The sequence below is a fragment of the Halomicrobium mukohataei DSM 12286 genome, from assembly GCF_000023965.1.
GTDB classification, from domain to species: Archaea; Halobacteriota; Halobacteria; order Halobacteriales; family Haloarculaceae; genus Halomicrobium; species Halomicrobium mukohataei.
The window spans coordinates 98,295-110,362 of the sequence record NC_013202.1; the positions used below are offsets into that span (position 1 = coordinate 98,295).

Below are 12,068 nucleotides of genomic sequence, written 5' to 3' on the forward strand. Positions count from 1 at the left end.
TCGTCACGCCTGCGGTCGACCGGGCAATCGATCACCCGCACTTATTGTCGAGCCACACGAGTGGTCCCACATGGAAATCACGGACTACGAGCTGTACGGGGTGCCGCCGCGGTGGCTGTTCCTGCGTCTGGAAACTGACGAGGGGGTCACCGGGTGGGGCGAGCCGGTCGTCGAGGGGCGAGCCGAGACCGTCAGGGCGGCCGTCGAAGAGATCATGGACTCGTACCTGCTGGGGAAAGATCCACGCCGGATCGAGGACCACTGGCAGGCGATGTATCGCGGCAGCTTCTATCGGGGCGGCCCGATCCTGATGAGCGCCATCGCCGGCATCGATCAGGCGCTGTGGGACATCAAGGGCAAGCAGTACGGGCTACCGGTCCACGAACTGCTCGGCGGGCGCAGCCGAGACAAGATCAGAGTGTACCAGTGGGTGGGGGGCAACCGACCGGAGGAGCTGGCCGCCGAGGCCGACCAGCTGGTCGACGCCGGCTACACCGCGCTGAAGATGGACGCGACCCACCAGATGCGCCACATCGAGTCCCGGGAGACGATCGAGGAGATCGTCGATCGCGTCGAGCACGTCCGCGAGGCAGTCGGCGATCACATCGACATCGGCGTCGACTTCCGGGGGCGCGTCTCGAAGTCGATGGCGAAGACGCTGACCCACCGCCTCAGCGATCTCGGCCTGATGTTCATCGAGGAGCCGGTGTTGCCCGAGAACGTCGAGCACCTGCCGGCGATCGCCGCCCAGACCCGCGCCCCGATCGCCGCGGGCGAACGGCTCTACTCCCGGTGGGACTTCAAACGGCTGTTCGACACGGGAGCGATCGACGTGATCCAGCCGGACGTGTCCCACGCAGGAGGGATCTCCGAGATGGTCAAGATCGCAAACACCGCCGAGACTCACGACGTGGCAGTCGCACCCAACTGTCCGCTGGGCCCGATCGCACTGGCGGCCTCGCTGCAGGTCGACACCTACGTCCCGAACTTCTTCGTGCAGGATCACGGCTTCGACATCCATCTCCCCGCGTCCGACCGGACCCACCAGTACGTCACGGACGATCCGTTCGTGTTCGACGACGGCTACGTCGAAGTGTTGGACGATCCTGGACTGGGGGTCAACATCGATCGATCGCTCGTCGAGGAGCGTGCCGAGGCCAACGTCGACTGGCACAATCCGATCTGGCGACACGAGGACGGGAGTATCGCCGACTGGTAACGTGAACACTTATCACGCTTAGGCAGTAATGGGTCCGTATGGCTACGGGGGACACCGGAGGGACACTGACCGCGCTAGGCAAGACGTTCAGGATTGTCGAATACATGACCGAGACGGACGGGAGCGTCCGCATCACCGAACTGGCGACGGAACTGGACATCTCGAAGAGTACGGTCTACAAACACTTGAACACGCTCAGGTCGGAGGGATACGTCGACAAAGACGACGTGGCCTACCGGCTGAGCCCGCGCTTTATCGACGTTGGTGAACACGTCAAAGACTCGTTCGAGCCCTACGCCCAGGCGAAGCCGGCGATCGACAGCCTCGCCGAAACCACCGACGAGACGGCGGGACTCGTCCTCGAACACGATCGGCAGGCCGTCGATATCTACTCGACGGTCGGCTCTCACCCGGAGGCGTGTTCGATGACGACGACGCGCCATCTCCACTGCAGCGCCCCCGGGAAGGCGATCCTCTCGACGCTGTCGGACGAGAGCGTCGACGAGATCCTCGAGGAACCGCTTGCGGCGCTGACGCCCGACACGATCACCGACACCGGTCGCCTCCGGAGCGAACTGCGACGGATCGGCGAACGCGGAATCGCCTTCGCTCGGGGCGAACAGCGCGCCGACGTCAACAGCGTCGCGGTGCCCATCGAGTTCGAGGACTACCAGGGTGCCGTCTACGTCGCCGGCACGGCGAGCCGGCTGTCGAGCAAGCGACTCGAAGAGGACGTACCGGGGATGGTGCTGAGTACGGTGCGAGAGATCGAAGCCAAGATCGCCTGATACTGCCGGCTGTCACTGTTACAAGAGATCCGCGACCCCGTGGTCGCGAAATTCTGTACAGACGGACAGCCGGCAGTATGAGACGAACGTCGTCGCTCACCGACACGTCGCGCGACTGTCGAAGCGAGTCCTCACGCACCGCCGATCCGTCCCGGCGGAGCCCTCCGAGACAGCACGGCAATCTGTCCAGCCGACCGCACAGCCGACGGCGTCGGCGAGGAGAGTCGGTGCCGACGGTGATCTCCGCTCGATACGTTCGTTTCACGATGAGAAATAGGCAGCAATCTGACGTGAGGGCGGTCGATCGACAGCCTGCCCCAGCGAGTGCGAGGGCGACTGTCGGTAGCCGCTCCGGGGAGTACTCGCACGAACGGCACTGGACCGTCCACGTGCGCGCCGTCGGGGTCCGTTCGTCGTCCCCGCCCACGGGGCAACACCCCAGGAGAGGTGTTCCGGCAGTACGATCTACCGGCCTCTTTCGAGTCGTTTCACATTGTAGAACGTCGACGCTCCGCCGTGGACCAGCGGCGTGTGGGAGTCGTCGACCGAAGCCGACACCGAGAGCAGACGCTGCCAGCTCGCTCGGACTGTCCGTCCGTCTGTAGCGTGTCTCATCGCTCTGGCTGGCGAGGCACCGAAACGGCGACAGCCGGCAGTAACGGCCGTCTGGCACCGCGACAGACGACGTGTGACGGTGATCCGAGCCCGCCTCAGTAACGACAGTACTATCGTTACTATCAAAAGCGGCGTCGAGACTGTCATGCACTATGATGAAACACTTGGCGATACATAACCCTTACCGTGGTTACCGTTGACAGTGGCAAGCGACGGCGGCGTCGCGCTACTCGACGACGCCGTTCTCGACGCCAGTGACTCGCTCGCGCCCGCCGTACGTACTCGCCGTGAGCTCGACGGAGACGGTTTCGCCCGGTTCGAGGGTCTTCATGGTCCCGTTCTCGCGCTGTGCCTCCGGATACGAGTGGCCGGGGTAGGCCGTCGTCGGTTCGAGCCCCGCGGTGTAGTTGCGGCCCCAGAACGGGGACTCGTCCATGCCGCCGAAGGCCTGCCAGTACCACAGCGACTCGAAGTGCTCGGCCGGGTACGACAGCGCGAAGCCGACGTCGAGCTCGCTGTTGGTGACGGCGTACCACCCCTCGTCGACGCCCAGCAGGTACGCCTGGTCGTGGATCTCGCTGTCGGTCGGCGGGAACGCGGTGAGATCGACGTCCTCACCGTCGACGGCTTCGGCGGTCGGCCACTCGAAGTGCTGGTCGCCCGCCAGGCGGTTGGTCTCGTGGCCCTCCGGGTAGTCGTCGATGTAGCTCTCACCCGCGGGCACGTCGAGGCGCGCGTCGGGACCGATCAGCGGCCGGCCGAGCGCGACGTGGTGCTGCCAGGCGTATTCGAGTTCGTACTCGCCCTCGTTGGTCACCGACTCGGCCACCAACAGGCTCGACTCGTCGGCCGGCAGCGTCAGCTCTCGGGTCACCGCGAAGGGGTACCGCCGGAGACGCGTCGAGAGTTCGAGAGTGACGGCGTCGTCGTCGTCCCGCGTCACCGTCGCGTCCCACGGAATGAGCGCACTCTCACCGTGGTGGTCGTAGTGGTTGCCCGGAATCGACATCGGGCCGCCAGCGACCGGCAGGTTCAGCTGCCAGCCGCCGGGGTAGTGCTCGTTCCACGTCATCTCCGTCGAGGGGATGACGCGGTCGCCGGGCGGGTCCCACTGGTAGTCGGCGTGGTACAGCACGTCCACGTCGGTGCGCTTGTCGCGGAACTCCAGGATGTCGCCACCCTTGCCGGGGAGCACGAGCACGCGGAGGTGCTCGTTTTCCAGAATCGCGGCGTCCATCCCGCGATACGTGAAGTCCGTCGAGACGGACGGCCGGTCGTCGAAGTATCCCATACCCATCGCTGTCGCTCGGGGGGTATAAAAATATCCCCGCATCGCGGTCGAGTCGACGGAAGTGTTATCAGATAATCTTTTATTTTGGTGTCCTATCGGAATTCTTGTAGTCAGCTATCGATCGATGCGGTCCGGCGACGGCGAACGCTACGCCGTCACTGCCGCCGTGGCGGATACAGTTTCGAGAGGGGTTTTCGGGCCGTATACCTCCGTCCTGTCCCATCAACAGCCGTCGTCGAGCCACGGAGCGTCCGCAGTGACGAGCGCCGTACCATAACGCGCACTGACCCCCGGAGAGACGATCTCATCGCCGATTTCGCGCTGTCCAGTCGCCAGACGGAGGCGGAGTACCACGACGGGGCTCGAATGGCTGGCATCCGTTCTGAGTGTCGTCCTGTCCAGAACAGTTCTTTTTCGGAGTAGTATTTACTTTTGATATATTGGGGCCGTTCGTCACGCCGACAACCGAAACGCGAGGCTGTACATCCGACCGGCCGACTCGGAGCCGATCGCCGTCGCGAGTCGGTCGGCACGCGCTGCCAGCCGGTCGCCGAGATCCCCCGGACAGCCCGCCGCGTGGTCGCGGGCCGCCACAGCGTGGGCCGACAGGTGATCCGCGGTCCAGGGGACCGGGTCGAGCAGCGTCCGCTCGCGGTCGAACGACCAGCCCCCACCGACGAAGCAGCGTCTGAGCGCGTCGGGCGGGTAGAACGTCAGCGCCGGCCCGCCGGTCGCAAGCTCCGCGGCGGCGTTCTCGACGGCGAACAGCTCGCGAACGGCGGCCGTCTCGGGCAACGGAGCGTAGTCGTCGATCACGAGGTGACAGCCCGGCGCTGCGACGCGGCGAAAGGTCGCCGCGACCGCCGACAGTTCGGCGGGATCGAGGACGTTACAGAGCCCGTGGGCCGTGATCAGCTCGATCGAGTCGTCGGCCAGCGCCAGCGTTCGCAGGTCCGATTCGAGGACGGCCAGTCGGTCCGAGCGCGTGTCGCCGTCGGCCACCCGTTCGCGGGTCGTCCGGGCGTGTGCCCGATCGTTCGTGACGGCGTAGACCCGCTCGGCACCGGCATCGAGGAGTCCGGCGGTCGCGTTGCCGACGCCGGCACCGGCCTCCAGACAGCGTCGGCCCTCGACCGGGCGGTCCGCGAGGGCGGTGGTGACCGTGCTGGGGACGGCCATTCAGTGGTGGAGCTGTTCGGGGACCGGGCTGTCGTCGTGGCGCACCCGCTCGATCAGCGACCGCTGGGCGGCCTCGTCCATCTCCTCGTAGTCGGCGGCGGCTTCGAGAATCATCGTCACGAGCTTGGGATCGCCCGCGCTGACGACGCTGGTGAGCCCCTGTGAGGCCGCGAAGTCGAACCGTCGCCGGATCTCGTCGGGAGCCGTGACCGGTCGGTACCAGTTCGCGAACGGGCGATCTGCTTCGGGGAGGTCGTCGGTGTCGGGCCAGGAGCCGGCGGCGAAGGCCTTGATGCCGAGGGTGCCGATGTCGGCCGCGTGGGCCCGATCGAGCACCGCCTCGTAGTCGTGGTCGCCGTCGTCCTTCGCGGCGACGACCGGGTTCAGCGGGAACATCAGCGAGTCCAGATCGTCGATGCGATCGATCGCGTCGAGGACGAGCGCCGGCTCGCTGTGGCTGGTCAGCCCGATGTGATCGATCAGGCCCTCCTCTCGGGCCTCGCGGAAGGCCCGCAGTGCGCCGTCGTCGCCGGTGATCGCGTCGAGTTCGTCGTCGTACTCCAGCCCGTGGACCTGGTAGAGGTCGATCGAGTCGAGGCCGAGGCGGTCCAGCGACCGTTCGAGCATCTCCCAGGCCCCCTCGTAATCGCGTTCCTGGGTCTTGCACCCGAGGAAGATCTCCTCGCGGTGCTGGCGGAGCTTCGGGCCGAGCTTCAGCTCCGCGTCGCCGTAGGTCGGTGCCACGTCGAAGTGATTGACGCCGTAGTCGAGCACGTGTTCGACCAGCTGATCCGCGCCCTCCTGTTCGAGCCAGTTGAGCGCGATCGTCCCGAAGGTCACGACGGTGCTGTCCTGACCGGTGTCGCCGAGCGGGCGTGTCTCCATACCCGAACGTGGGGCTGGGAGATGCATAAGCGTTGCAGCGCTCACCGCCCCGAATCGTCGATCCGGGGGTCGAGCACGCCGTAGGAGAGGTCTTGCACGACGTTGCCGACGACGCCGTGGCCGCGCTCGCGGACGGCGACCTCGATCGGGCGTCCGAGCGACTGGCGGCCGTCCTCCCGAGCGTCTGCGAGCAGCAGGTCCCGGAGACGGTCACCGTCGCCGGGCGGCCGGTTAGGTGTCACCGGCACGATCCGTCGATCGACGCCGAACCGCGGTCTGAGTAGCCCACAGTCACGGCCGCCGTTCGATCGCGTCACGGAGTGTCGACAGGAGTTCGTCGGGGCGAGCCAGTTCGTCGACCGCACAGCGGATCGGGAACGGCCACGGCAACGAGCGCCGAATCGAGATGGCGTCGGGACCGCGCTTGACCGACGACAGCTGCCCGGCCGGGACGAACTGATAGACGACCGTCCCGCTGGCGCGGATCAGCAGACCGTCGTCGAACAGCTGGTAGGTTCGGCTCCGCCGGTAAAAGATGGACTGAGCGATCAGCACGCCCCCGATGCCGGGCAGGAGCCTCACGCCTGGCAGATGAACGAGCAACGGCAGAGCGAGGGCGGCGATCCCGCCGACGAAACTCGCGACTCTGACGCGCCGGCTGTACCGGGCGTCCGGCCGTGCGCGCCACTCGGCGATCGGTGAGTGGGCCGCGTTCAGCAGGACGGCGTACCGGTTGGTCGTCGCCACGTAGAGGGCTCCACTCGCCACGAACACGGCCAGTAGACCCAGCAAGAGTCCGTCGTCGGGCGACCCACTGAGATCGAGAGCCGGAAACAGGAACGGAGCCACCACGACGACTCCCAGCGGCACGGCGAGCACGCCGAGGTGGACGCGAGCCCGGACGAGCGAGATCGGGAGCGAGGGCACACGCAGCGCAAGCACCGTGGCCGCGATCCCACAGAGCAGTGCGAGCGAGATCGGGACTGGAGCGACGAACGCGGTCCCCGGCACCACCGCAGCGGCGGGCACACCGACGAGCACCGCCGTCGCAGTGCCGACGGCGACCGCGAACGACCGCTTGGAGGGCTGGCGGAACGACATAGTTTCACGCACTCCGGGCGGGCCTAAACCGCTTGTGAAGCGGAGCCACTCACCTGCCCCGCGCCGCCAGCGCACCGGCCAGACACAGCGCCGCGACGAGCAAGAAGACGGGGACCGTCAGGGACTGGCTTCCGAGACCGAGCTGGTAGGTCGACCAGCCGATGGCCGCGGCGAGGCCGCCGACCAGCGCCGTCCCACCGGCGTGGACGAGTTCGATCCGGACAGTCGTGGCCGACCGACCGAGCTGTGCCCCCAGGTCGATCGCCGTCCCGGCGCTGTCCCAGGCCAGGACCGTCGCGACGGCACCGACGAGCAGCGCCGTCACCGGTGCGCCCTGGACGCCGGCCGCGAGGACGCCGACGAACAGCGCCGCGGCCCCGGTCGAGACGGCGTCGTGTCGTGCGAGGGCGACGCCCGCGAGGACCAGTCCGACGCCGACGCCACCCACGGCGAGTGCGATCCACGAGAAGGCCCCGACGGCCGCGAGCGCGACGAGGGCGGCAAGCACCGCGAGCGCGCTGCCGGTCCGGGTCGGCGATCGGTCGATCCCGGTCATTTCGACCACCTCGTCCGGGCCAGGGCCACCGGCAGCGACTGCGCCCACGGCCAGTCGACGACGGGGATCCCGGCGGCCCGGAGGTCGGCGATCCGGAAGCGCCGCGCCACCGTCGCGAGCTGGCCGGCCCCGGAGGCCGTCGTCGTCGGGTTCGGGCTGACGACGGTCACGAGGTGACCCCCGGCGTCGAGCTGGCGGGCGACGGTGGCGACGGCGGGCGAGCACAGCGGCGAGAACAGGACGACCTGCGCGTCGCCGGGCAGTTGACTCCGCAGGGAGGCGAGCCAGCCGAACGGCAAGACGCTCTCGGGCGTCTCGCCGGGAGCGAGCGCGGGATGGGTCGCGAGCAGCTCCCGGCCCCGAACGCGGTGGGCGTCGCCCGCACCCGGCGCGAGCCAGCAGTCGCGAGCCCCGAGCGCGGCGATGCCGACGCGGTTGCCGTCGTCGAGCAGCGTCGCGAACAGTCGGCTCGCGGCGTCGACGGAGCGCTGGACGGCGGTCTGGCCCCGCTGTGAGGGACCGACCGCGGCCGCCTCGTCGCGGTCGATCACCAGCACTACCGTCGCGGATCGCTCCTCGCGAAACTCCAGGGTCGCCAGCTCACCGGTTCTGGCGTGACGGTTCCAGTCGATCCGCGACAGCGGGTCCCCCGAGCGGTACGCGCGCGTCGCGAAGAACTCGACGCCCTCGCCGCCGGTGGCGGTCTCGACGCGCCCGGTGTGGCGAGTGGGCTGGCGGCGCAGCGGGACCGGTTCGTCGATCGGCCGGAGCGGCGGGACGCAGGTGATTTCCGTCGTCGTCGCGGGCTCGACGGTCTGTTCGCGTTCGACGCTGCCCGACAGCGTTCGGACGAGGACCTGCGCGGGACCGAACTCGTGGCGACCGCGCTCGGCCGCCACCTCGTAGGTGACCGTCGCACTGGCCCCCGGCCACAGCGCCGTCCCGAGCCGCGGGGACCCCTCGACCACGGAGAGGGCGGGCGGAACGCCGTCGACGAGGCGCAGATCCCACACCGCCTCCTCGCCCTCGTTGGTGACGGTCAGCGTCACCGTGACGGGCTCGTCGGGCTCCGGATCCGCCGGCTCGACGGTGCGCTCGACCGAGAGCGTCGGCGCGGAGAGCGTCCGCTGGCGGGCGGCAGCCGCGTAGGCGATCCCGACGACGGCGACGAGGACGACGCCCGCCCGTTCGGCGAGCACGCCGACGCCGAGCGCCGCCAGCGCGGCCGCGCTGATCCCTCGCCAGTGTCCCGTCGAGCGCGTCGTCGGTGTCGGATCCGCGACGGCGCTGGCCCGGTCGAGCCCCGCGTCCCGGCCGTCGATCGATCCGACGACCCCGTCCAGTCCCGGGAGGGGGGAGCCGTCGCGGTCGTCGGTGTCGACGCCGGCCGTCTCGGCGATCGCGCGAGCGGTGTGCTCGATGCCCTGCCAGTAGGCCGACTGCCCGCCCAGGCGCGTGCGGAGTCGATCGGTGAGCGGGAGCCGCGAGCGCTCGTCTGCGAGGAACTCGGCGGCGACTGGATCGTCGGTCCAGGTGCCCCGCTCGATCGCCTCGCTGGCCGTCGCTTCGCTGTCGCCCCGGTAGCGCGTCAGCACTTCGGTGGCCACGCGCCGGAGTTGCTTCCGGCGGCGGTCGGCCGTCCCGTAGCGCGTGGGGTCGAACGCCGCCAGCACGGCGTCCAGCTCCTCGCCCGGCGAGGCGACCGCGGGCAGCTCCTCCGGCGTCGCCGTCTCGCCGCGCCGTCTGGGGCTGTGGCGTCGTCCCTGCACGACGCGAATCGCCGCGGCGACCGCCAGCAGACCGATCACGACGACGGCGTAGCGCTGGACGCCGAGCCCGAACACCCCCGGCGCGGCGAGCGCTCCGACGCCGACCGCGAAGGCCACGAGCCCGACGGCCGCGAGGAGACGCCCGCGGCTCACGGCTCGCCCTCCGCGTACCGGGACTCGATCCGGCGCAGCAGTTCGACCGCCCGCCGTTCGTCGTCCCCGTCGATCTCGTAGTCGTCGTACCGGGCCCGCTCGAAGAGGTCGGTCAGAGCCGCCACGTCGTCGGCGCTCAGCCCCGACTCGACGGCGACGCGCTCGAACTCGCGGGCCGTCGTCGTCTCCGGGTCGGCCACGTCGAGCCGGGCCGTCATCTCGCGGAAGGCGCGGTAGACCTCGTTGTCCACCGCGGCCGTCTCCTCGATGCGGTCCGCCGCTCGACCGGCGGCCCGCCCGACCGCGACGGCCGCCCTCGTCCCGTCGTCGTCCGGGTCGGTCCGGTCGTCGCGGTCGTCGCGGTCGGCCGGTCGTCGGTTCGCGGCGACGGCGACCCCGACCACCGCGACGGCGATCACCACCACGAGTGCGATCGACAGCACCGACGGCTCCGTCGCCGTGGAGCCGCCGCCGCCCGCACCCACGCTGACGTTGTCGGTGGCGGGGACGCCGCCGCTGGACGGCTTCGGGAGGGGATCGAAGGGGACGCCCTGTAGCAGGACAGCCAGTACCAGCGAGAGAACGAGGACCGGGACGGCGACCCGGAAGAGCGCGCGCCAGTGCCGATACAGCCCCCAGAGAGCGACCAGTGCGAACAGGACGGCGAGGAGCGCGATCAGCTCCGCGAGCAGGGGCACGTCGAGCAACTGGGGAAGCGGCTCGGTCGAGCGTGCGGGAATGCCGCCGCCCTCGCCGATCCCCGCTCCGCCCGCCCCGTCACCGCCGGGCTCTCGCTGGCGGGCCGTGGGGAGGGTCCGAGCGGTCAGTGCGACTGCGACGACCGCGAGCAGTCCCAGGGCGGCGTCTCGGAGTCGGTCGCGTGACACAGTGGGTGAAAGTACGCAGAGTGGTATAAAACATCACGGCGACCGCTCCACGGCGTCGCCGCCGAGGACGTCAGATCGAGCATCTGTTCGCTCGTTCCGGATATCACGGGTACGTCACCTGGCGACAGTCTCTCGGCCGGACACGTGCCGAACCAACACCGCTTTACTTCCCCGATAGACAGATCTGTACACGAATGGCTACACGTGACTCGTGGGTATCGAACGTCGGATTCGTGCTCGCCTCCGTCGGCAGTGCGGCCGGGCTTGGGAACCTCTGGCGGTTCCCGTGGCTGACGGCCGGCAACGGCGGGAGCGCGTTCCTCCTCGTCTACCTGCTCATCGTCGTCGGCGTCGGCGTGCCGGGACTGCTCGCGGAGTTCGTCCTCGGCCGACTGGGTCGACAGACCCCCGTCGGCGCGCTCCGGTCGCTGACCGGCTCGCGCTGGGGGTCCGTACTCGGTGGGTTCAACGTCCTCACGACGCTCGTGATCCTCTCTTTCTACTCGGTCGTCGGCGGGTGGATCCTCCGCTATCTCCTGGTGTCGCCGGTGGGCGCGTACTTCGACCAGCCCCAGCAGTACTTCGGGGCGGTCAACTACGGCCTCGAAGCCGTCGGGTTCCACCTGCTCTTTCTGGGGATCGTCGCCGGAATCGTCTTCTTCGGCGTGAGCGGCGGCATCGAGCGCGTCTCGAAGGTGATGCTCCCCGGCGTCGTCCTGTTGCTCGTCGGCCTCGCGGCGTGGACGGCGACACAGCCCGGCACCGCCGACGGCTACGCCTTCTACCTCGGGTTCGACGCCGACTACCTCGCGGCCAACTTCCTGGGCGTGCTCGGACCGGCCGCGGGACAGGCGCTGTTTACCCTCTCGCTCGGTGCCGGGGTGATGCTGACCTACGCCTCGTATCTGGACGAGGACGCGTCGCTCCCGCGTGACACGCTCGTCATCGCGATCTCGAACACGGTCATCGGCGTCCTCGCGGGACTGGTCGTCATCCCGCTGCTGTTCTCGCAGGGGATCGACCCCGGACAGGGCGGCCCAGGGGCGCTGTTCGTCGCGCTCGCACGGGCGTTCGCGTCGCTGCCGGGCGGGACCGTCGTCGCGACGGTCTTCTTCGCGGCCGTGCTGATGGCCGCCGTGACCAGCGCCATCAGCCTGCTGGAGACGCCGGTCGCGACCCTCGTCGACACCGTCGGCGTCCCGCGACGCCGGGCGACGGCCCTGATCACGGCACTGCTGGCGGCCACCGGCAGCGGGCTGGCGCTGGCCAGTTCCGTCTTCGAGTTCGTCTCGGGGACGCTCGCGGATCTGCTGTTGACGGTGGGCCTGTTCGCCTTTCTCGCGATCGTCGCCTGGCTCCTGCGTGGCGAGGCGCTGGCGGAGTTTCGCGCCGGAGCCGGTCGGTTCGACGCGCTCGCGGTGCCGTGGCTGCTGACGGTCAGCTGGGTGTTGCCCGTCGTCGTCCTCTTCTCGCTGACGAACACGCTCGCGACGCTGGCGGGCGTGTCGCTGGGGCTGGGCGGGCGAGCGGGCGTCGCCGTCCTCGGCACCGTCGGCTGTCGGCTGGCCGTCGGCACGCGAAGCGGCGACGAAACGAGCGTCGTGGACGGGTAGACGCGGCCCGAC

At 69.2% G+C, this 12,068-nt stretch carries 11 protein-coding genes; 3 read left to right on the forward strand and 8 right to left on the reverse strand.

The window, feature by feature from the left end; translation table 11 throughout:
* Positions 1-70 precede the first annotated feature (70 nt).
* Both dgoD and HMUK_RS00435 read left to right on the forward strand, forming a co-directional pair.
* Positions 71-1,219: a galactonate dehydratase gene (gene dgoD / locus HMUK_RS00430; RefSeq protein ID WP_012807632.1), complete on the forward strand. Its 1,149-nt coding sequence runs from the start codon at positions 71-73 to the stop codon at positions 1,217-1,219.
* A gap of 38 nt (positions 1,220-1,257) precedes the next feature.
* Entirely contained in the window at positions 1,258-2,007 is a 750-nt protein-coding gene (locus tag HMUK_RS00435; protein ID WP_012807633.1) for an IclR family transcriptional regulator, read from the forward strand.
* An 841-nt stretch (positions 2,008-2,848) separates the two neighbouring features.
* On the opposite strand, the gene HMUK_RS00440 is transcribed toward HMUK_RS00435, so the two are convergent.
* From HMUK_RS00440 to HMUK_RS00475, 8 genes are all read right to left on the reverse strand, one after another.
* Entirely contained in the window at positions 2,849-3,913 is a 1,065-nt protein-coding gene (locus HMUK_RS00440) for an aldose 1-epimerase (protein WP_049940695.1), read from the reverse strand.
* A gap of 453 nt (positions 3,914-4,366) precedes the next feature.
* Positions 4,367-5,092 carry a class I SAM-dependent methyltransferase gene (locus HMUK_RS00445; RefSeq protein WP_012807635.1) on the reverse strand — a complete coding sequence of 242 codons (726 nt, stop codon included), beginning with the start codon at positions 5,090-5,092 and terminating at the stop codon, positions 4,367-4,369.
* Positions 5,093-5,977 (reverse strand): aldo/keto reductase, encoded by an 885-nt coding sequence (locus HMUK_RS00450; protein ID WP_012807636.1) that lies wholly within the window; start codon positions 5,975-5,977, stop codon positions 5,093-5,095. It abuts the gene before it with no gap.
* 41 nt (positions 5,978-6,018) lie between these two features.
* Positions 6,019-6,294, reverse strand: a complete 276-nt coding sequence (locus tag HMUK_RS17400) for a hypothetical protein (RefSeq protein ID WP_049940696.1) — start codon at positions 6,292-6,294, stop codon at positions 6,019-6,021.
* Entirely contained in the window at positions 6,269-7,078 is an 810-nt protein-coding gene (locus tag HMUK_RS00460) for a hypothetical protein (RefSeq protein ID WP_012807637.1), read from the reverse strand. Before HMUK_RS00460 ends, HMUK_RS17400 begins: the two co-directional genes overlap by 26 nt.
* 49 nt (positions 7,079-7,127) lie before the next feature.
* On the reverse strand, positions 7,128-7,634 hold the full coding sequence (locus HMUK_RS00465) for a DUF7519 family protein (protein WP_012807638.1): 507 nt from the start codon (positions 7,632-7,634) through the stop codon (positions 7,128-7,130).
* On the reverse strand, positions 7,631-9,556 hold the full coding sequence (locus HMUK_RS00470; protein ID WP_012807639.1) for a DUF58 domain-containing protein: 1,926 nt from the start codon (positions 9,554-9,556) through the stop codon (positions 7,631-7,633). Before HMUK_RS00470 ends, HMUK_RS00465 begins: the two co-directional genes overlap by 4 nt.
* Positions 9,553-10,443: a DUF4129 domain-containing protein gene (locus HMUK_RS00475; protein ID WP_012807640.1), complete on the reverse strand. Its 891-nt coding sequence runs from the start codon at positions 10,441-10,443 to the stop codon at positions 9,553-9,555. Before HMUK_RS00475 ends, HMUK_RS00470 begins: the two co-directional genes overlap by 4 nt.
* Before the next feature lie 194 nt (positions 10,444-10,637).
* On the opposite strand from HMUK_RS00475, the gene HMUK_RS00480 reads away from it, so the two are divergent.
* A complete protein-coding gene (locus HMUK_RS00480; protein WP_012807641.1) occupies positions 10,638-12,056 on the forward strand; it encodes a sodium-dependent transporter in 1,419 nt (472 codons plus the stop codon).
* Positions 12,057-12,068 lie beyond the last annotated feature (12 nt).

Excerpts from the sequence above, each read along its gene's own strand:
- HMUK_RS00440 (WP_049940695.1), bottom strand. The coding sequence starts at position 3,913 with ATGGGATACTTCGACGACCGGCCGTCCGTCTCGACGGACTTCACGTAT.
- HMUK_RS00435 (WP_012807633.1), top strand. The coding sequence starts at position 1,258 with ATGGCTACGGGGGACACCGGAGGGACACTGACCGCGCTAGGCAAGACG.
- HMUK_RS00465 (WP_012807638.1), bottom strand. The coding sequence starts at position 7,634 with ATGACCGGGATCGACCGATCGCCGACCCGGACCGGCAGCGCGCTCGCG.
- HMUK_RS00460 (WP_012807637.1), bottom strand. The coding sequence starts at position 7,078 with ATGTCGTTCCGCCAGCCCTCCAAGCGGTCGTTCGCGGTCGCCGTCGGC.
- HMUK_RS00450 (WP_012807636.1), bottom strand. The coding sequence starts at position 5,977 with ATGGAGACACGCCCGCTCGGCGACACCGGTCAGGACAGCACCGTCGTG.
- HMUK_RS00445 (WP_012807635.1), bottom strand. The coding sequence starts at position 5,092 with ATGGCCGTCCCCAGCACGGTCACCACCGCCCTCGCGGACCGCCCGGTC.
- dgoD (WP_012807632.1), top strand. The coding sequence starts at position 71 with ATGGAAATCACGGACTACGAGCTGTACGGGGTGCCGCCGCGGTGGCTG.
- HMUK_RS00480 (WP_012807641.1), top strand. The coding sequence starts at position 10,638 with ATGGCTACACGTGACTCGTGGGTATCGAACGTCGGATTCGTGCTCGCC.